This window comes from Oleiphilus sp. HI0132 (genome assembly GCF_001635845.1).
Genome location: NZ_LWGJ01001437.1, coordinates 1 through 21,130 on the forward strand (window position 1 = coordinate 1; position 21,130 = coordinate 21,130).

Annotated in this window: 18 protein-coding genes; 11 read left to right on the plus strand and 7 right to left on the minus strand. The window is 45.9% G+C overall.

What is annotated here, in order from left to right; translation table 11 throughout:
• Positions 1-48: 48 nt before the first annotated feature.
• From guaB to A3766_RS21955, 8 genes are all read left to right on the plus strand, one after another.
• Complete coding sequence (gene guaB, locus A3766_RS21920) at positions 49-1,518, plus strand: IMP dehydrogenase (RefSeq protein ID WP_068511812.1); 1,470 nt, start codon at positions 49-51, stop codon at positions 1,516-1,518.
• Between the two features lie 91 nt (positions 1,519-1,609).
• Positions 1,610-3,190: a glutamine-hydrolyzing GMP synthase gene (guaA, locus tag A3766_RS21925; RefSeq protein WP_068511815.1), complete on the plus strand. Its 1,581-nt coding sequence runs from the start codon at positions 1,610-1,612 to the stop codon at positions 3,188-3,190.
• 10 nt (positions 3,191-3,200) lie between these two features.
• The gene (tadA, locus tag A3766_RS21930) at positions 3,201-3,731 is read left to right on the plus strand and encodes a tRNA adenosine(34) deaminase TadA (RefSeq protein WP_068511818.1); all 531 of its coding nucleotides are present in this window, start codon (positions 3,201-3,203) and stop codon (positions 3,729-3,731) included.
• 82 nt (positions 3,732-3,813) lie between these two features.
• The gene (gene galE / locus A3766_RS21935) at positions 3,814-4,812 is read left to right on the plus strand and encodes a UDP-glucose 4-epimerase GalE (RefSeq protein WP_068554357.1); all 999 of its coding nucleotides are present in this window, start codon (positions 3,814-3,816) and stop codon (positions 4,810-4,812) included.
• Entirely contained in the window at positions 4,812-5,234 is a 423-nt protein-coding gene (locus tag A3766_RS21940; RefSeq protein ID WP_068511823.1) for an HIT domain-containing protein, read from the plus strand. The genes galE and A3766_RS21940 overlap by 1 nt, the downstream gene beginning before the upstream one ends.
• A 9-nt stretch (positions 5,235-5,243) precedes the next feature.
• Entirely contained in the window at positions 5,244-6,500 is a 1,257-nt protein-coding gene (locus tag A3766_RS21945) for a hypothetical protein (protein WP_068511824.1), read from the plus strand.
• Between the two features lie 10 nt (positions 6,501-6,510).
• Complete coding sequence (locus A3766_RS21950; RefSeq protein WP_068511827.1) at positions 6,511-7,434, plus strand: alpha/beta fold hydrolase; 924 nt, start codon at positions 6,511-6,513, stop codon at positions 7,432-7,434.
• 4 nt (positions 7,435-7,438) lie between these two features.
• A complete protein-coding gene (locus A3766_RS21955; RefSeq protein ID WP_082865380.1) occupies positions 7,439-7,729 on the plus strand; it encodes a TfoX/Sxy family protein in 291 nt (96 codons plus the stop codon).
• A gap of 567 nt (positions 7,730-8,296) precedes the next feature.
• Here the strand turns inward: A3766_RS21955 and hypE are convergent.
• From hypE to hypB, 5 genes are read right to left on the minus strand one after another with little or no spacing between them, the layout of a single operon-like run.
• Positions 8,297-9,337 (minus strand): hydrogenase expression/formation protein HypE, encoded by a 1,041-nt coding sequence (gene hypE, locus A3766_RS21960; protein WP_068554356.1) that lies wholly within the window; start codon positions 9,335-9,337, stop codon positions 8,297-8,299.
• 14 nt (positions 9,338-9,351) lie between these two features.
• A complete protein-coding gene (gene hypD / locus A3766_RS21965; protein ID WP_068511833.1) occupies positions 9,352-10,512 on the minus strand; it encodes a hydrogenase formation protein HypD in 1,161 nt (386 codons plus the stop codon).
• Positions 10,502-10,726 (minus strand): HypC/HybG/HupF family hydrogenase formation chaperone, encoded by a 225-nt coding sequence (locus A3766_RS21970; protein WP_068554170.1) that lies wholly within the window; start codon positions 10,724-10,726, stop codon positions 10,502-10,504. The genes hypD and A3766_RS21970 overlap by 11 nt, the downstream gene beginning before the upstream one ends.
• Positions 10,727-10,749: 23 nt before the next feature.
• Complete coding sequence (hypF, locus tag A3766_RS21975) at positions 10,750-13,098, minus strand: carbamoyltransferase HypF (RefSeq protein WP_068554355.1); 2,349 nt, start codon at positions 13,096-13,098, stop codon at positions 10,750-10,752.
• The gene (gene hypB, locus A3766_RS21980) at positions 13,082-13,804 is read right to left on the minus strand and encodes a hydrogenase nickel incorporation protein HypB (RefSeq protein ID WP_068554351.1); all 723 of its coding nucleotides are present in this window, start codon (positions 13,802-13,804) and stop codon (positions 13,082-13,084) included. Before hypB ends, hypF begins: the two co-directional genes overlap by 17 nt.
• A gap of 96 nt (positions 13,805-13,900) precedes the next feature.
• On the opposite strand from hypB, the gene A3766_RS21985 reads away from it, so the two are divergent.
• The 3 genes from A3766_RS21985 (at position 13,901) to A3766_RS21995 (ending at position 17,834) form a co-directional block, all read left to right on the plus strand.
• Entirely contained in the window at positions 13,901-14,806 is a 906-nt protein-coding gene (locus A3766_RS21985; protein WP_068511847.1) for a patatin-like phospholipase family protein, read from the plus strand.
• Positions 14,807-15,084: 278 nt separating this feature from the next.
• Complete coding sequence (acs, locus tag A3766_RS21990; RefSeq protein ID WP_068554348.1) at positions 15,085-17,049, plus strand: acetate--CoA ligase; 1,965 nt, start codon at positions 15,085-15,087, stop codon at positions 17,047-17,049.
• 137 nt (positions 17,050-17,186) lie between these two features.
• Complete coding sequence (locus A3766_RS21995; RefSeq protein WP_068511850.1) at positions 17,187-17,834, plus strand: response regulator transcription factor; 648 nt, start codon at positions 17,187-17,189, stop codon at positions 17,832-17,834.
• Between the two features lie 9 nt (positions 17,835-17,843).
• On the opposite strand, the gene A3766_RS22000 is transcribed toward A3766_RS21995, so the two are convergent.
• Together A3766_RS22000 and A3766_RS22005 are read right to left on the minus strand one after the other, a co-directional pair.
• Positions 17,844-19,562, minus strand: coding sequence for a GspE/PulE family protein (locus A3766_RS22000; RefSeq protein WP_082865379.1), 1,719 nt, complete (start codon positions 19,560-19,562; stop codon positions 17,844-17,846).
• Between the two features lie 94 nt (positions 19,563-19,656).
• A complete protein-coding gene (locus A3766_RS22005; RefSeq protein ID WP_068511852.1) occupies positions 19,657-20,760 on the minus strand; it encodes a lipase family protein in 1,104 nt (367 codons plus the stop codon).
• Between the last annotated feature and the right edge of the window lie 370 nt (positions 20,761-21,130).

A 21,130-nucleotide genomic window follows, 5' to 3' on the forward strand; every position in this document is an offset into this window, starting at 1 on the left:
TCAAGCATTATAATTCCGCGTTTTATCTGGACATAAAGGTTGGCCCATATGTTGCGGATCGCACATGACGCACTGACGTTTGATGACGTTCTCTTGATTCCTGGTTATTCCGAAGTTCTTCCTAACGAAGTTTCTCTTAAAACTCGCCTGACGAAAGGCATCACCTTGAATGTTCCTCTGGTATCTGCCGCGATGGATACGGTGACTGAAGCTCCTTTGGCAATTGCCATGGCGCAGGAAGGTGGCATTGGTATCATTCACAAAAACATGACCGCTGAGCAGCAGGCGGCAACCGTTCGTGCTGTTAAGAAATTTGAAAGTGGTGTAGTGAAAGACCCTATTACCGTTGCTTCAAATATGACGGTACGAGAAGTGTTAGAGCTGACGGCAGCTAACAAAATTTCAGGTTTACCGGTTGTTGACGGTAAAGACTTGGTCGGTATTGTCACTGGCCGTGACATCCGCTTTGAAGGCAGTTTGGATACTAAAGTCTCAAGTATCATGACACCTAAAGATAAGCTGGTGACCGTAAAAGAAGGCGCTACTTCAGACGAAATTCGCGAGTTGCTGCATAAGCACAGAATCGAAAAAGTATTAGTGGTTAACGATAGTTTCGAACTAACCGGCCTTGTAACGGTTAAAGATATCCAAAAGTCGCAAGACTATCCAAATGCTTGTAAAGATGAAGCAGGACAGCTCAGAGTTGGTGCTGCTGTGGGTACGGGTGCTGGCACTGAAGAGCGCGTTGATGCATTGGTGCAGGCAGGTGTTGACGTGATTGTTGTCGATACGGCACACGGACACTCTAAAGGCGTTATTGACCGTGTTCGCTGGGTAAAAGAAAACTACCCGCAGGTGCAAGTGGTTGGTGGTAACATCGCAACAGCTGAAGCGGCGATAGCATTGGCTGAAGCAGGTGCAGATGCGGTTAAAGTCGGAATTGGCCCGGGCTCAATTTGTACGACACGAATTGTGGCTGGTATTGGTGTTCCTCAGGTTTCTGCGGTGGCTAATGTTAGTGCAGCTTTGAAAGAGCTTGATGTGCCTGTTATCGCTGATGGTGGTATCCGTTTCTCTGGTGATATTGCAAAAGCGATTGTAGCTGGCGCAAACAGTATTATGATCGGTAGTTTGCTAGCCGGTACTGATGAAGCCCCTGGTGAAATCGAATTATTCCAAGGTCGAAGCTATAAGGCTTATCGGGGAATGGGTTCTTTAGGAGCAATGGGCCAGTCTCAAGGCTCTAGTGATCGCTACTTCCAGGACATTAAATCTGGCGTCGACAAGTTAGTACCTGAAGGTATTGAAGGTCGTGTAGCGTGTAAGGGGCCGATGACTGCAATCATTCACCAGTTAATGGGTGGGCTTCGTTCTAGCATGGGCTACACAGGTAGTGGCGATATTGAAACGATGCGCACGGTACCGCAGTTTACCAAGATTACCGCAGCGGGCATGAAAGAAAGCCACGTTCACGATGTGACCATCACCAAGGAAGCACCTAACTATCGTGTTGGCTAGGCTTTAAGTACTTTTTAAGTTTTATTTATATTATGCGGGGCATCTTCTAGTAGAGCCCCGTTTTGTCTTTCTAAGAGGTTGATTTAATCCCATGACAGACCGTCAAGATATTCACGCACAGCGTATTCTAATTTTAGATTTTGGTTCACAGTACACTCAGTTAATCGCACGTCGAGTGCGTGAACTGGGCGTTTTCTCAGAGATTCGTGCCTGGGATATGGACGAAGCCGAGATCCGTGAATACAAGCCGACGGGTATTGTCTTAGCGGGGGGGCCTGAGTCTGTGCCTGAGCCTGGTTCTCCACGTGCACCAGAAGTTGTTTATAGCTTGGGTGTGCCGGTTTTAGGGATCTGTTATGGCATGCAGACTATGGCCGAACAATTAGGCGGCAAGGTTGAAAGCTCTGATGTACGAGAGTTTGGTTATGCCCAGATTAAATCTGAAGGTGATAGTGCTTTGTTCAAAGATATTGCAGATCACATTGAAGGTGCAAACCGCTTATTAGATGTATGGATGAGCCACGGTGATAAAGTTACTGCGATGCCTGAAGGTTTTGAGTTGATGGCCTCAACTGAATCTTGCCCTATTGCTGGTATGTACTGTGCAGAGAAGAATTTCTTTGGTATCCAGTTCCACCCTGAAGTAACGCATACCCTGCAGGGTGAGCGTATTTTAAGTCACTTTGTAAAAGATATTTGTGGTTGTGAATCACTTTGGACGCCAGCAAAGATTATTGAAGATCAGATTGAACGAGTTCGTGCCCAAGTGGGTGATAAGAAGGTCTTGCTAGGTCTATCTGGAGGTGTTGATTCTTCAGTGGTTGCGGCGCTATTGCATAAAGCCATTGGTGATCAGTTAACCTGTGTTTTTGTCGATAACGGCTTGTTACGTAAGAACGAAGGCGACATGGTGATGGAGATGTTCGCCGAAAACATGGGCGTCAAAGTCATTCGTGCTGATGCTGAAGACTTATTCTTGGGTAAGTTAGAAGGTGTTTCTGATCCCGAGAAAAAGCGAAAAATCATTGGTAATACCTTTATTGAAGTCTTCGATGAAGAAGCAACCAAGATTCAAGACGTTGACTTCTTGGCCCAGGGTACTATTTACCCGGATGTCATCGAATCTGCTGCAGCGAAAACGGGTAAGGCGCATGTTATTAAGTCTCACCACAACGTAGGTGGCTTACCAGACGATATGAAGATGGACTTAGTTGAACCTTTACGCGAGCTATTCAAAGACGAAGTTCGTAAGATGGGCTTAGAGCTAGGTCTGCCTTACGACATGGTGTATCGCCACCCCTTCCCAGGGCCTGGCCTAGGTGTTCGTATTTTGGGGGAAGTGAAGAAAGAATATGCAGAAGTTTTGCGCGAAGCCGACGCTATCTTCCTGGAAGAACTTCATAAGGCAGACTGGTATCACAAAACATCACAGGCATTTGTTGTCTTCTTGCCGGTTAAGTCGGTGGGTGTTGTAGGGGATGGTCGTCGTTATGAATGGGTTGTTTCGTTACGTGCCGTTGAAACAATTGACTTCATGACCGCTCGTTGGGCGCACTTGCCTTATGAATTACTAGAGACGGTATCGAATCGAATTATTAACGAGATCGAGCATATTTCGCGTGTCGCATACGATGTCAGCTCTAAGCCGCCAGCGACGATTGAGTGGGAATAATTAGTAAGAAATGACGAAAGATAAGGTCGCATCAAAAAACTCTGGTAAGGAGCAACGCATAATTGATGAGCGTTGGATGCGACGCGCCTTGAACCTTGCAGAAAAAGCGGGCGCTGAAGGTGAAGTGCCAGTTGGAGCTGTCTTGGTTAGAGGTGAAGAGGTTTTAGGTGAGGCCTGGAACCGCCCCATCGCTAGCTGTGACCCGAGTGCCCACGCTGAAGTGAGAGCTATTCGGGCAGCAGCAGAACACGAAAGAAATTATCGCCTGCCTGGTACGACACTTTATGTCACCATAGAGCCTTGCACGATGTGTATTGGAATGCTGGTTCATGCTCGAATTGATCGTTTGGTGTTTGGCGCTCGTGAGCCTAAAGCGGGTGCGGTAGTGAGTCAGAATAACTTATTGAGTCACCCTTCCATGAATACCGAAATAGTCTATGCTGAAGGAATATTGGCGGAACAATGTAGTCAGATAATACGGGACTTCTTCGCGTTTCGCCGCCAACAGAAAAAACAGATCCGGCAGAATGCTTCACAATAATATTTTTTTCATATCAATCTTTTATAATAATCAAGCTAGGCTGTTGGATAGATAAATTCAGAAACAAAGGAAAGTAGAAAGAATGAAAGTACTTGTAACGGGTGGTGCGGGCTATATTGGTAGCCATGTTGTAAAACAGTTGGGTGAATCAGGCCATGACATAGTGGTTTACGATAACTTATCGACCGGCTATGAGTGGGCGGTGACCTATGGTGAGCTTGTTGTTGGTGATATTGCTGATGTTGAAAAACTTGATCAGGTTTTTGCCAAGCACAAGTTTGAAGCAGTCTTACATTTTGCCGCGAACATTGTGGTGCCCGAGTCAGTCGTAAATCCACTTAAGTACTACAGTAACAATACTCGTAATACCCTGAATTTACTGACTATTATTGAAAAGTATAAAACGCCTTACATGGTATTTTCGTCAACGGCGGCTGTTTATGGTATGCCGGAAGAGAAAGTAATTAGCGAAGATATGCCACTAGCGCCAATCAACCCTTACGGCGCATCGAAAATGATGAGCGAGCAAATGATTCGTGACCTGTCGGCAGCCAGCGATTTGAATCATGTGATTTTGCGTTACTTTAACGTTGCCGGTGCTGACATTACCAGCCGTTTGGGGCAGGCAACCCCCGAAGCGACTCATCTGATCAAGGTCGCTTGTGAATGTGTAACAGGTGAGCGCGATGGTATGGTGATCTTTGGTACGGATTATGAAACACGTGATGGTACCTGTATCCGCGATTACATCCATGTTGATGATTTGGCTAAAGCGCATGTTATGGCGCTCGATTACATGGCGAAAGGCGGTGAATCGCAAATCCTAAACTGTGGTTATGGCCGTGGCTTTACGGTCAGTGAAGTAATCGATACGGTTAAGGAAAAGTCAGGGCAAGACTTTCCGGTTGAAAATGTCGACCGCAGAGCAGGTGATCCTGATGCGCTGATGGCAAATAATGCCAAAATCAAAGCAGTACTAGGCTGGGAGCCAGATCATGATGACTTAGGTGTGATCGTTAAGTCTGCTTTGGATTGGGAAGCTAAGTGGCAGAAACAAAAAGCTGAGAGTGCAGGCGCTTAATGGCAGACTTCAAACTCGACTCACGCCTGGAAAACGATACGATTCACATAGCGTCTTGGCCATTGTGCGAAGTCTTATTGATGAATGATGTTCAGTATCCATGGCTTATTCTTGTTCCTCGCGTGGGTGATGCAACGGAGTTGTATCACTTAAGTGATGAGCAACGTCAGCAGTTAGATCTTGAGTCGATGTATCTTGGGCAAAACCTAATGCAGCTATTCTCGGGTGATAAGCTTAATATTGCCGCCTTGGGGAACGTTGTAAAACAGCTACATATTCATCATGTTGTGCGTTTTGAAGGTGACCCGACATGGCCAGCGCCAATTTGGGGTAAATTGCCTGCTCAGTCTTATAGCACAGATGAACGCCAGGCTACCTTGCTCAAGCTTAAGCGTATTATTGATAAAGACTGGTCTAACTAGTTATTGTCAATGAAGTACGACAGTTCAGCCGTTTCCAAATACCTGGATACCTATGCAGAGCCTGATATCCAAGCTCTGCAACGCTCCCTGGAAAGACCTTTCGACGCTGTGCTGGTTATTCCTGTTTATGATGAGCCCATCACTCAACTCTTAAAGATTATCGATAAAGTTAGCGCTCATTCGGCTGTTTTGATTTTCGTTTTCAATGCACCGGATGTTGATGAGCCTGAAGTTGCTGCTGCGCAGCAGCGAACACGAGAGGCGCTTGAAAGTCTGGTAAAGCAAACGCAGGCTAGGCAAGAGTCTGAGCTATTTCGAGCTAATATTTCCTCCACGCTGACCCTATATTGTATGAGCTATTGTCACGCGGAGCGCCTGTTGTCACCAAAGCAGGGAGTTGGGCTTGCCAGAAAACTCGGTATGGATCTCGGCCTAAAGCTCGTGCAGCAACAATATTTGAGTACCGGGAAACTAGCCGATTGGCTGCATTCAAGTGATGCGGATGTGAGTTTACCTGAGAGCTATTTTAATATCTCAGTGGATGACTCAAGCGCTGCCGCTGCGATTTACCCCTTCAAACATATTGCTGAGCTCGGGTATGAAACAGCGATGAGCTTGTATGATCACTCCTTGCGTTATTATGTTGATCAACTCCAGCAGGCTGGTTCACCTTATGCCTTCCACACAATCGGGTCATTGATAGCTGTTAGCCCTATCGCTTATGCGCTGGTGAGGGGGTTCCCGAAACGTTCAGCAGGTGAAGACTTCTATTTATTGAATAAGCTCGCGAAAGTTGGGCGTATTCATTCCTTGGAAGCTCCCACGATAGAAATTTCCGGGCGTCCTAGTCACCGTGTTCCCTTTGGCACCGGACCTGCGCTGCTAAAAATTAGCCGCATGGAAAAACCTGACAAGGTTTATACTTTCTATCATCCACAGTGCTTCAAACTGTTAAAAAAACTTCTAAGTATCATTTCAAATTCAGGACAGTCCTTCTCGTCTGCTGAGCTTCTGTTTGAAGCGATTAAAGATACAATGAGTGATGTCGATAGTGCAGCAGTGATTCAAGCGCTCTGTAATTTGAAGATAGAGAAGCAATTTAAACATCTTTCCCAAAAACGTGATTCGATAAGCTTTCAACGCGCTTTTCATATCTGGTTTGATGCTTTCGTCACGCTGCGCTTTATTCACGAAGTGCGTGACAGTCACTACCCGAATGTTAGTTTTAATGAGCTGCCTGAATTATCAAGCGAGATAGACCGGTAAGAGAGTTTTGATGACAGATACCTTAAGCAGAAGTGGAAAGCAGAGTGTGATTTCAGGTTTGATTCCCTGGGAATACCAAACCGGTTCAGGCATGACTTTAAGAGGCCATTACACCGAGCCTAGCGGTAAGCCTATGATCCACTTTATTCATGGTAATGGCTTCTGTGGCCTGACTTTTGAAAATCTTTTATCGCACTTTCAAGCTGATTATGACTTGTTTATCAGTGATGGTCAGGGGCATGGCGACAGTGATGCTGGTGGAAAATACCCAGGTTGGAATCGAAGTGCCAAGTATTTTGCAGAGGTATGGTCGAATTTTGAAGGTATGTGGGGCAAGGTGCCACGCATCGCGATGGGGCATAGCTATGGTGCCATCATGTCGACACTGATTATGTCTAGGCAGCCGAAATTATTCGATATGGGAATCCTAATGGACCCTGTCTATATGCCTCCAGTGATGGCGCGAACCGCGACAAGCCTAAAGACGCTTGGTTTGTCAAAGCGGATGCCCCTCGTTCGACAAGCCAAGGCTCGAACAGAGTCTTGGGAAAACTTCCAGGCCGTTTGGGATTACTTATACCAACGAGGTACTTTTAAGGGCTGGAAAGATGAGTGTCTTAAGTCTTATATTGACCATGCATTGATTGAAAGTGACGATGGCTCAATGCGCTTGAAATGCCCGCCTCGTATTGAAGCATCTATCTTCTCTGCTTATGCTAAGGGACTATGGCCAGCGATTCGCCGCATTGAAGCACCGATGACCATGCTCTATGGTGATCGGACTTACCCCTTTGTGAAACGCTCTAAAGCAAAAGTTCACGAAGCAAATTTGAATTACGATTTTATTGAAATGCCGGGTGGGCACTGTTTTATGCAAGAACAGCCTGAGCGCACGGCGCAAGAGATCAAACAAAAACTACGATTTAGTTTGTAGGTTTATGATGCGTTTAAGAGATCTAAAAGGCTTGGGTCCAAAAAGCGAAGCGGACTTGCTTGCTGTTGGCGTCTGTTCTGTAGAAGAGTTAAATCGGATTGGTCCCATTGAAGCATTTCTCAAGCTTAAAGCCTCGAATGATAAAGTCAGCCTAAATTTTCTGTACGCTTTAGTTGGTGCTGTTAAAGGTGAACATTGGCTAGACGTGGCCCGGCGAGAGAAGTCTTATTTGCTTAGCGAGTTAGATGGTTGCCAAGAGCTGGAGAGGATGTTTTCTCAAGATACTACGACTTAAGCAAGTTAGAGCCTTATGGTTATTCATTAAAAAGCATTTGTTAAAGAAGAAAGAAGTGAACTTCTTGAGCTACGTTAAAGTCTGCATTTAAGACTCTGACAACTCTAATAGGGTGCGCCATGCGCACCTCTGAACTCCGTGGCTCAAACAAACATAAATAGGGGTGGCCAAACCAATTCCCCCAGGCCTGTAGGCAGAGCCTTCCACGGCTCGCATGAGGGCTAGCACGAGGTTGATCAAGCGAGAGGTGGATCCTATGCCTACGGAGGAGACGATCAAACTCCGCTGGTGCGCACGGCGCACTCTATTGATATAGAAACGTCAGCTTTTGGCACTACTTTGTCACACATAACCATCAAAGCAATAAATCGCAGCCAATAAAAAACCCGACTAAAGAGTCGGGTCAAAGAAAATCATGAAATCTGTTTCCGAAACCGTGGGCCTGAATCGCTGTTCCGTACTTCGATGATGTAATCATATGACAGGTGATGCCTTGGGTCTGTAGCAAAAGTTTTGCGATGTGTAACATTTGATTAACAAGATCTTTTTTGAGTTGTGAACTGTTACCTAGCAAATTCTCGGTAATTGGTCAGCGTAACGCCACTCAATCAGGCGTTTACCGCCAAAGTTTGTAGTGAGTTGAATCAGCTCGTTTTCATCTTTGATTAGTTCGCCAATGATTTCAGCATCTCGACCTTTAGGGTGTTGTTTCATCACTTGCAGCAGTTGTTTCGTCTGCTCAGCTGGGCAGATTGCAACAAGTTTACCTTCGTTGGCAATATGCAGTGGATCTAAGCCTAGTAGTTCAGCCGTTGCGGCGACTTCAGGTTTAATAGGAATGTTTGCCTCTTCCAGGCTAATACCTAAAGCTCTGCCTTGGCATAGTTCGTGTAAAACCGCAGCGAGTCCACCTCGGGTTGGGTCGCGCATACAGCGAATAGCGGGGGCAGCTTCCAGCATGCTTTCAACCAGATCATTCAGCGCTTGTGAATCAGACTTTAGAGCGGATGAAAAGTTCATACCTTGCCTTTGAGACATAATGCAGGTGCCGTGATCTCCCAGGGTTCCGCTGATAATGACTTTGTCACCAGCCTTTATATTCACAGGTGATAAGTTGATGTCTTCAGGCAATGCGCCTATTCCTGTGGTGTTGATGTAAACACCGTCACCATGGCCTTGCTCTACCACTTTCGTATCACCGGTAACGATTTTAACCCCAGCCTCTTGGGCTGCCTCAGCCATAGAGTCGACAATGCGTTTTAGTTCAGAAAGCGGGAAGCCTTCTTCTAGAATAAAGCCAACACTTAGGTAGAGGGGCTGGGCACCTGACATGCAGACGTCATTGACTGTGCCGTGCACCGCTAAACTACCGATATTCCCGCCAGGGAAAAATAAAGGGGAGATGACATGGCTGTCGGTGGCCATGGTAATGCGAGACTGTGGTAGTGAAAGTGTTGCTTGATCAGACTTTTCTTGTAGGTAGCTATTATCGAAAGCTGGCAAAAAGAGTTCATCAATTAATGTGGCTGACGCTCGGCCACCACTTCCATGAGCCATCTCGATGAACCCATCCTTGAAATCCAGTGTGCTTGAGGTTTTGTTAGTCATTGGCGGGGCTCTGTCTACTGGGTGTTGGGTTGATAGCGATAGTAAGCTGCGCACGCGCCTTCAGATGATACCATGCATGAGCCAAGCGGGTTTTCAGGGGTGCAGGGCTTGTTAAATAGTTTGCATTCGTAGGGTTTTTTTTGCCCCGTCAAAACGGCAGGGCATTCACAGGCTTTGTTGTCAGATGCGATGTCATTGCCGTTTTTTGCGAACGTATCCTTATAGATATACTCGGCATCAAATTGTTGATATTCCTCTCGCAGCTTTAAAGCGCTGTCAGGCATTTCTCCGAGGCCTCGCCATTCGAAACTCTGTCGAAGGTCTAGGTACTTCTTGGTCAGTGCCTGTGCTTTCTGGTTTCCCTCAAAGCTTACTGCGCGCGTATATTGGTTTTCAACCTGGCAGGTGTTTCGGTTAATTTGGCGAACAAGCATTAAAATAGACTGAAGGATGTCCAAGGGTTCAAAGCCGGAAATGGTAATGGCTGTCTGGTAATGTTTGGCAAGTTCAAGATAAGGGCGTTCACCAGTGATAACGCTTACGTGGCCTGGGCCAATTAAACCATCAAGTACTCTAGTTCCAGCTTGTTTAGCTGGCTCTAGAATACCGGTGATTGCCGGAGGTGTCAGTACGTGGTTGCAGTAGATAAATAGGTTTTTAATATTGGCTTTGACAGCGGCGTCGAGCATAGCAACTGTAGGAGGCGTTGTCGTTTCGAAGCCAACAGCAAAGAATACGATATCCTTGCCAGGGTTATCTTGAGCCAGTGTTAGTGCTTCGAGCGGCGAGTAGAGCATGCGCACATCAGCTCCTTGGGCGCGTGCTTTTAACAAGCTCATTGTTTTGCTGCCGGGTACGCGCAACATATCACCATAAGAGCAGAGAATCGTATTTGGCTGCAGTGCGAGCGAGATAGCATTATCGATCGCGCTAATGGGCAGGACACAAACAGGGCAGCCGGGCCCATGGAGCAAGTCGATATTTTCAGGAAGTAAGTCAGGGATACCATAGCGAAAAATGGTATGCGTGTGACCACCACAAAATTCCATCAAGCGATAGCGTTTATCACTCTGTACTTCATTGGCAATGTTTTGGCAGAGCTTCTTGGCGAGTGAGCCTTGTCGAAACTCGCTGATATACTTTAGCTCTGGTGAGGCTTTTGTTTTAGCGCTCATCAGCCTCTCCTTGTGCAAAGAGCGCTAGTGTTCGTTTGGCCTCTTCTTCATCCAGCTTATTGAGAGCATAACCAACATGTAAAATAACATAATCGCCGACATGGACATCTTCGACTAGTGCCGTCGAAATCTTGGTCTTCACACCGCTTAGCTCAACGATCGCTTGTTCATCATCGAGAAGTGTTTCAATTTTTACCGGAAGTGCAAGGCACATGGTGCTGAGAGTCCTTAGTTATTTTACCAATGGCTCAAGTAAGCTTGACCCAGAGCGATGCCACCGTCGTTGGCGGGCAGCTTGATAGGGAAATATACCTTAAATCCCTGTGAAGTTAAGTGTTCGTTAAGCGATTCTCTGAGAAGCCGATTTTGGAAGCAACCTCCTGAGCAATAGACCGCTTTAGTCTGGCGCTGTTTGCTTGATTTCTCTAACCAACGAACGAGACCATCGACTAACTCGCGATGGAACAAGTATGCAGCCTGAGGTTTATTCTCCATAGCGCTTAAATAAGGAAGAAGCGGGCTAAGTAAGAGTTGGTTTTTCTCATCGATTTTGACAAGAGATTGAACGTGGTCCCTGGAGGCTGATCGAGCCAAAGACTCCAACTCTGCAGCGGCTTGCCCTTCATAAGTACACTCTTGGCGAACGCCGATTATTGAGGCGGCTGCATCGAACCACCTGCCTGCACTGCTCGTAAAATGGTGCGTTCCATTCAGAATGAAATGACTAGTGAGCTCATTCTTGAGGCTATCTGCGTAAGCTTCGAATGCCTGTTCCCTACTTGTTTTTGCCAATAGATTTGCACCAGTTCGCCAGATTTCCCGTGTGGCGATATCGCCACCAGGAATCGCTATTTTCTCAAGGTGTCCGATACGTTCTATCTGCTTCGAGTCTACATAGAATAGCTCACCACCCCAGGCTTGATTATCGTCTCCCAGGCCATTTCCATCGAGTATTAAAGCAAGCGCGGGTAGTTTTGCTTGGCCTGTTTGTTCTGCGAGTAAGGATGTCAGGTGAGCGTGATGGTGTTGAACTTTTATTAGGGGCGAGTTGCTTTTCTGCGAGTTCTTTTCAGCGAAGTGAGTACTTACATAATCTGGGTGAAGGTCTGCGCAGTATTGATCAATCCTATTGCCAAAAAGGTGTTGATAATGCGCGATGTTAGTCTGGAAACGCAGGTAGTTTTCTGGCTTGTCTAACTCGCCATGATAGGGCGATATATAGGCTTTATAGCCTTGAGTTAAGCAAAAGGTATTCTTTAAATGGGCCCCGCACGCAAGAGTGTGTGCTTGCCGATCTGCCAAAGCTATCGAGGCGGGAACTAGCCCACGAGAGCGTCTGATTAGTGCTTTGGGCTCACCTGCTTGGATTACTGAATCATCTGAAGGCGCGACAATATCCCGGTTGTTTAGCAAAGCGTAGTCAGCTAAGGAGGCAAGTCGCTCGATACACTTGTCGTTGTCATAAACTATGGGTTCATCAGGAAGGTTGGCGCTGGTCACGAGTAGTTGATAGTTTTGTGCTTCTTCAAGCCAATTTATTCCTTTTGGCCTGCCAAGCAGGGCATGAAAAATTAGATAATGAAGCGGGGTATAAGGCAACATGCAGCCCAAGTCACTTAGGTTCGGTGCGAGCCAATCTTCCTCTTCTTGCTTAGAGTCAGGCTTTAAACTTCTTTTCTTAGGCAGAAGTACAATCGGTGCGTGAGAAGAATTCAGCTCGTGAAGGCTTGCTCTGTCTAGCTCGACTATGGGCTCAAGTGAAGGCGTATTCAAGGCCATGAGGGCAAAGGGTTTATCAGGGCGTTGCTTAACTTTTCTTAGCCGCTTAATACTCTCAGAATTTTTGGCATCGCAAATTAAGTGGAAACCACCGATGCTTTTTATAGCAATAATAGCGCCTTGCTTTAATTGTTCGGCGCAAAAATCGATTAGTGCCTGATTCTGTTCTAGAGGCAAACGAATACCTTTCTTATCGACTAGCGCTAATTGTGGTCCACAGTCATTGCAGGCATTGGTTTGCGAGTGGAAGCGTTTGGCATTTGAGGGAGTGGAATATTCGTGCTGACAGGTACTACACATGTCGAACTTTGCCATACTGGTGTTGTCTCGGTCGTAGGGCAGATCGGCAATAATGCTGTAGCGTGGTCCACATTGAGTGCAGCTTATAAAAGGGTGAAGGTAACGACGGTTATTTGTGTCAAATAGTTCATCTAGACAAGAGGAACACAGTGCCAGGTCAGGGGATACTTCTGGTGCATTTGTCGATAATGATAGGCTATTGGAATCAGTTTCTGACTCTATGATTGAAAAGCTAGTGGCTGAGATTTGAGGGCTAATACGCTCAAGCTCAATACTCTCCACCTGAGCCGCAGAGGGCTTTGTTGCTAGAAGCTGATTACGGAATTCATCAAGGTGGGCTTGTTCCCCGGTTAATACAATTTCAAGGCCCGAGGAGGAATTTCGGACTGAGCCCGTCAGTGAAAGCGAGTGAGCGAGCCGATAAACAAAAGGCCGAAAGCCAAGGCCTTGTACTCGCCCGCTTACTTTCAGGCGAATACTTGCCGAGTCACTATCTTGTTGGTGCATGTTGATTGAGCCAGCTTAACCACTCTTCCATCCCGTCGCCTGTTTTGGCGGATAGAACGATAAACTTAATATCCGGGTTGATACGACGCGCATATTCGATGCTTTTATCGACATCAAAATCGACATAAGGAAGGAGGTCAGACTTATTGATTAGCATAAGTGAAGAAGCTTTAAACATGTCAGGGTATTTAAGCGGTTTATCTTCGCCTTCCGTGACCGATAAGACCACGACCTTGCTATGTTCTCCTAAGTCGAAAGCAGCGGGGCAAACGAGGTTGCCGACGTTTTCGATAAAAAGAATATCGTGCTCTGCCAGCTCAAGCTTTTTCATGGCATGTCCAACCGCATGAGCATCGAGGTGGCAGCCTTTTCCAGTATTGATTTGAATTGCCTTGGCACCGCTGTCGATGATTCTCTGCGCGTCATTATCTGTTTGCTGGTCGCCTTCAATAACACAGACTCTTTTGTTTCCCTTAAGGGGCTCGATCGTAGCGGTGAGTAGGGATGTTTTCCCGGAGCCTGGACTTGAAACCAAGTTTAAAGCGAGCACTTTATTTGAGGCAAGCAGGGCTCTATTCTTTTCCGCATAGCTATCATTCTTGGCAAGCAGGTCTTGTTCGACCTCAATCAGCCTAGAGTCAGTGTCGTGCTCATGCTCATGTTGATGAGAGTGAGAGGGAGTAGAGCAGCCGCAGGTTGTGCACATGGATATCGATTCTTGTTAGTAAGCTGATAAACATCATAGTAAATGAAACTCGCTCTGGTTAGAATTGCCTCAGGTCAAATATAAGAAACTTAATTTATGAAATGGAACCCTTTTAATCAGAGTATCGGGCTTGCGTTGGGCGGCGGCGCAGCAAAGGGTATTGCTCACATTGGCGTGCTGCAGGTACTGGAAGAGCGAAATGTAGAGATCGATTATATTTCCGGCACCAGTATTGGGGCTTTAGTCGCGAGCTACTATGCCTTCGGTAAGTCGATAGACGAGATCAAGAAAGTGGGCGAGGATATGAGTTTCAGCTCGATGGTCGGTTTGTCGATTCAACGCAAAGGTATCTTCACCACCAAAACCATTCACGAGATGATTTTGCAAGATATCGGTAATGTGGATATACAGGATGCTCGTATTCCTTTGGCGATTTGTACTACCGATATTCATACCGGTGAGAAGGTCATATTAAGATCAGGGAACTTGGCCGATGCGGTGTGTGCGTCAGCGGCAGTGCCAGGGATTTTTGTGCCGGTAGAAATTGAAGGTAGGTCGTTGGTTGATGGGGGTATCACTGAAAACGTACCCGTTTCAGCACTTGAACAGATGGGTGCGGGTATTACTATCGCTGTTGATTTGAATGGCGTGAGTCGCTATCAAGAACCTAAAGATATGGTCGCTATAATGGGGAATGCTATCGATATCGCAATTGATCAGCGTACCAAGGAGCAGTTGAAGAGGGCTGATTTGGTCTTGTCATTTGACTTGGCTAAATATAGTCGGTTTGGTAACCACGAACAGTTTGCGCCGGTATTCCAATATGGATACGACTTCACCGCAAAGAAGATATCACGCTTGTTCTGGTATCGGAAAATACGGCTTTTATATTTTCTTAGCGAGGTCCTGAAAGTGATTATTCCTCTCAAGGTGCCTATCATTCTGAACTTCAAAAGCTATTTGACCAGGCGGAGAAAGAAGATTCTTTCTAAAGTAGACTAATGCTTATATGAGAGCGAAAATACCGTGGAATTGAGAGCTGTGGTATGAGTTTATTGCGAGTGTCATTTGATGGGTGAACATTATCACTAGTCTGGGTTGTTTGTTCAATTGATGAAACAAACACTGAAGTCGGTTGTGCTATTTCTTTAGTTTATTGTCCAGAGAGCTTTAGACCATAGTCTAGTGCTCGACCAAGGTCTAATTGGCGGCGGCCAGAATATGTTGACAATAAGAGTTATATCTACTTACTCGGTAACATAGACTTCAAGGAGCCTGTCATGAGCTTAGCTGCCCAGAATAACTACACTACCTCTAATTCAACCAGTGATTTTGTGCCAAACATCGATAAAGTTGGCTATCAGAGCCTGTATCAAATGTCGATAGAGAAGAATGAAGACTACTGGCGAAAAGAAGCTGAGCGCTTGTATTGGGATAAACCCTTCACCAAAGTCAAAGATGTCTCATTTGCAAAAGATGACTTACATATTTCATGGTATGAAGATGGAGAGCTGAATGTTTGTTACAACTGTGTAGACAGGCATTTAGAAACGCGAGCAGACCAGGCAGCCATAATTTGGGAAGCCGATGAACCGGGCCACAGCAAGACAATTACCTATCGAGACTTACATCGAGAGGTGTGTCAGTTGGCTAATGGCCTGGAATCTATGGGAGTAGGTAAAGGTGACCGTGTCGTACTGTATATGCCTATGATTCCCGAGGCATCGTATGCGATGCTGGCGTGTGCTCGTATTGGTGCCATTCATTCAGTGGTATTTGGTGGTTTTTCGGCAACAGCTTTAGCAGATCGCCTGGATGATTGTGAGGCAAAAGTCGTGATTACGGCGACAGAGGGTGTGCGTGGTGGGAAATCTATCCCGCTTAAGTCAAGTGTGGACGACGCGCTGGAGATATCCAAACGTAATACTGTCAAAAATGTACTGGTTGTTGAAACAACCCATAACACAGGTTCAACTCGTCATAACTGGGACGTTGACTATCGTCGCTTGGTGGCTGAGCAAGCTGACAAGCATACAGCCGTTCCGGTAAATGCTGAAGATCCATTGTTCATTCTTTATACCTCTGGTTCTACCGGTAAACCAAAAGGTTTACAGCATTCCAGTGGTGGATATTTGACTTATGTGACGTCGACCTACTACTACACATTCGACCATAAAGAAGGTGATGTGTTCTGGTGCTCGGCAGATGTTGGCTGGATTACCGGCCATAGTTACATCGTTTATGGACCCTTGGCGAATGGTGCCACAACGCTCATGTATGAAGGCGTTCCCAATTATCCGAGTATGGGGCGCTTTGGTGAAGTAATTGATCAGCACAAGGTGACAGTTTTCTATACAGCGCCGACGGCTATTCGTACCTTAATGGCTAAAGCGGACGAAGCGACTGGGTCTAGTAAACGTGATTCACTGAGAATTCTTGGTACCGTAGGGGAGCCGATTAACCCGGAGGTATGGCGTTGGTATTATACTGAGTATGGCCATAGCAAATGTCCGGTTGTTGATACATGGTGGCAAACTGAAACGGGTGGTCAGATGATGACGCCTTTACCCTATGCAACAGAATCTAAACCGGGGTCTGCCTGTCATCCACTATTTGGTATACAAGCAGAGTTGGTAGATACCAATAGTGATATTCTCCAAGGTGAAACGAGTGGTCATTTGGTTATTATGGACTCCTGGCCGGGGCAGGCTCGTACCATCTGGAATGATCACGCACGGTTTATCGAAACCTATTTTTCAACTCATGACAATATGTACTTTACAGGCGACGGTGCCAAGCGAGATGCTGATGGCTATTTCTGGATTACCGGGCGTGTTGATGATGTCTTGAATGTTTCAGGTCATCGCTTAGGAACCGCTGAATTAGAGAGTGCTTTGGTGTCTCATCCTGATGTGGCGGAAGCAGCTGTTGTTGGTTATCCACATGATATCAAAGGTGAAGCTATCTATGTTTACGTGACGCCGATGGATGGAGTTGAACTTGCAGCCAATGCAACGGAGTTACTGAAGCAACATGTGAGAGTCGAAATGGGGCCCGTTGCGACTCCTGAGCTGATTCAGTGGGTCGATGCCTTACCCAAGACGCGATCTGGCAAGATCATGCGCAGGATCCTTCGCAAAATTGCTGCAGATGACTTTGGCAACTTGGGGGATACCTCAACGCTGAACGACCCTTCAGTAGTTGATGTGCTGATCGAGGGTCGTTTGAACCGCACTGACTCATAACTATAGGGTTGCTCGAGGGGAGATGAAAGGCATTATCTACCCCTCGAAAATTATGACCAGTCAGGCTATGCTGTTCTCCAAGGAACGTATTCTAATAATAAACATTGAACAGACATTCAATCCTGTTCGGAGAACTTATGTACCATTTTCATATCGCAGATGATCATCCACTTTTTCGCAGTGCCTTGTTAGAAATTATTAACGCCCACTTTGAAAACGTTACGATCACTGAATCGTCTGACCTGGAGACGACTCTGGCAGCCATTGCTGAAGACCCGGAGCTAGACCTTTTACTACTTGATCTGCATATGCCCGGCAGCCAAGACCTATTTGGCTTGGTGACAGTACGTGAGAAATTTCCTTCAATTCCGGTTGCTGTCGTGTCTGCTCGTGAAGATGCCGAGACGATAAGTCGCTCAATTGGTCATGGTGCAAGCGCTTATATTCCTAAATCAGCGTCGCCAAAAACTATCTATGAAGCATTGCAGTGCGTGACTGAGGGTGAGAAGTGGGTGCCTGAAGAAGTGCGCAGCCGCCTAAGGCGAATCGATGAAGAAGAGATGGACCTGGCTACCAAGATTGCTTCATTGACCCCTCAACAGTACAAAGTACTTTGCTTCCTGAGGGAAGGCTGGCTGAACAAGCAAATTGGATATGAAATAGGTGTGACTGAAGCAACTGTGAAGGCGCACATTACGGCGATATTTAAAAAATTAGGCGTGAGTAACCGTACACAAGCAGTCATTGTCTTGAGCAAGTTGTCTTTGGATGAGGCGTCTGAGTAAGGTTTGAGGTTATCCCAGTCTTACCCGATACACTTCTGACAATGAGGTTTGCTGTTGTCGGGCAATATGCAGTGCATGATCAGTAAGAGGCGTCATGCCATTTTCGATTGCGGCTTTTTCGATATCTGTCGCACTTACTTTTGGCTTGATCATGTCTCGAATATCGGGTGATAGTGTCAACAGTTCATATACTGCAACACGGCCTTTATGGCCTGTCATATGGCAGTTATCACAACCAGCGCCCTGATAGAATACTTCATCCTCACTCAGACCCAAAGCTTTCCGTACAATAGGGGATACCTGCTCTTCTTCCAGGCAGTGAGGACAATTCCGTTTAACAAGTCTTTGAGCCAGTACCGCTAGTAGCGTTGCATTTAGGAGATAGGCTTGTACGCCGATTTCAAGTAGACGGGTAATGGTCGAAGCGGCACTGTTGGTATGTAAGGTTGATAACACCAAATGCCCTGTAAGTGAGCTTTCTACTGCCATTTTAGCTGTTTCTTCATCTCGTATTTCACCGATCATAATGGCGTCTGGGTCGTGGCGAAGAATATTTTTGAGTGCACGTGCAAAGCTATAATCTATGGCATTGTTGACCTGGATTTGCAGAATATCATCGATATGGAATTCAACCGGATCTTCAACGGTGATGATATTGATTTCACGTTGTTTGATGGATTCGAGTGCCGCATAAAGTGTGGTGCTTTTTCCGGAGCCAGTAGGGCCGGTCACTAAAATCAGGCCACTGCTTTTGTTAACGAGTTGGGTAAACAGTTCCGAGTCTTTTTCATTGAATCCTATGGCATCGATATTATTGATACTGGTCGAAGTATCGAGGAGACGGATTACTACGCTTTCTCCATGAATAGTCGGCATGATCGATACGCGCAAATCAATCGATTTATCTTTGCTAGTGATTTTGGTCCGACCATCTTGAGGCAAACGATGCTCAGCGATATTCATTCCTGAGATAATCTTGATACGGGCAACAGCGGCAGGCAACATTTTAATATCAAAGTTGCGTATTTTTAGCAGACTGCCATCAATACGGTAGAGAATATCAACGCTTTTTTCTTTGGGCCTGATATGTATGTCTGATGCTCTGCGGGTTACCGCATCGGCGATCAAATTATGTATTAGCTTAACGGTTGGTTTATCTGATGCGAGCTTTATAGCTTGTTGAGCTTCCCAGCTATTGCTCAAGCTGGTGCTGGGCATATCCTTTAGAACATCATCAATATCGGTTGAGCCATAATATTGAGAAATTGCGTACTCTATATCACTTGCGGTACTCAATACCGGCTCGATGACTTGTTCAGATAAAAAATGCAGTAGGTTGATGGTTTCGTTATCAGACGGGTCTTCCATCGCCACGACTAAGCGATCTTTGTGAGCCATGAGGGGAATAACAGCATGTGCTCTGGCAAACTCGGCAGGAACTAGTTGCAACGCATGTTCATCAACGTCAAACCCGGCGAGCTGAATAAAAGGTATCTCCAGACAGCAGGAAAGTGCATTGCGAACCTGGTGGTCGCTAGCGTAGCCCAAGCGCTGCAATATATGCCCTAGCATTTCTTTCTTGCCCTCAGCAATTTGTTTATGCAGGGCGGTGCTTAACTGTTTTGACGTGATAATGCCGGTTTGCAGTAATATCTGCCCAAGATGCTGGTGTTGATAGCTTTTACTTTTTTCAAGTGACTCTACAAGCTGTTCACGATTTGCAATCAAGAAATAGGCTCCAAAACTAATTATATCCTTATTAGTTTAGTAGAAGATCGCCGCAAATGTGTATTCAAAGCACTTTGGCTTGAGCCGAGTCACTTTAGTGTTCATTTTCCAGCGCGGCTATCATTGCACAGAAGTAGCCATCATCTTTTAGTTGTGAATGGTCTTCTGTATTAGCTGAAATGACACTTGTCATATTATTTATCTGATCAAGTGGGCTTAAGGAAGCATGTTTAGCAATTGAAAGATCATCTGCTAGGTTCAACCAGTATATTTGTTCCAATGAAACAGAGTCACTTTCGTTCCACTCAACATAGTTAGCATAGTGGTCGAGTGAGATCTGCCTACCTAGGGTATCGAAGTTCATCAGGCTGTTTGCTTCGTTCATCGAATTCGCGATAAAGTCTGGAGCAATGCTGGATATCGACTTAAACTCGTTCAGTGCCTGTTGATTTACCGGTAAGCGGGCAATAAGGTCTTGTTCATACACCACTCTATGCACTCGGTTAGCGAGAAGAACTTGAGCTTTTTCAACCCACTTAGGGCTACCAACTTTGGGCGAGCCTGACAGGTAGACCTGATCAACGTGAATACCTTCTTGCTCGAAGCCTGCTGCACTTAGTTGCGCCAGTGCGCCGGCTAAGCTATGGCCAAATACCCATAGTTTGTTGCTTTGACCCTTTCGTGCTCTAACGCTTGCCAATAGCGATGCCCACTCTGAGCTTAATACTTGAGAGAAGCCGTGATGCGTTTTTTCACCTAGTGTAAAGCTATGTTCAAAATCGTCTGAAGTCCCATCGGAATTGTAAAGCCACTCCTTGTTACTATCCGTGTATCTATAGGTAATGAGCATTGTATCTTTATAATCAGCAAGCAATATACGCAGGTTGGTCTCTGGGTTGTCGATGATCTCTAAGTTGCGTAGCTGCCATTGTTGTTCAAACTCTTCAGCGGAAATAGAATTCTCTCCTAGCGTCGTAAGTGAAATCCAGGAGAGACTTAGAGCGTTGGCGAAATCGAAATGAGCTTTTTGGGTATCCAGGTATATTTCGGGAGGGACTTGTGTGCAATTGGCGGAGTCGAGTTGTTCAATAAAGGCTGAACGGGAAATATCCGCATAGGCTGAAAAAGATAAAGCCAAGCTGAAGGGTAGAATAATGGGCAAAGAAAGTAGCAACGACAAGATACTAAACTTCTTCATAGAGCTCCTGGAATTGAAACGGTTGTTTGAATGAGCGCGTATAATAGGCGAGCTAGTTATAATCTCAAGGAATTAGGCTCAGCTATTGCAATTGTTCACTAATTACACAAAGCTGTTACATCCTTCGTTATTTCCCAATATCCCTGCTATCCCACCAACGCTGGTCTACACTAAATAAAAACAATAATCAGTGGAGTAGTTGTGTGAGCAGCCCGATTTCAGATTTAAGCCCAAAAGCGCAAGCTATTGCGAAATATATTGATAATCTAAGCGATAACAAAATCGAAGTGCCGATGCTGCCGGATGTGGCAAACCAGGTTTTAGCTTTATCGAATGATCCAGATTCTGATGCCGCACAGTTGGCCAAACT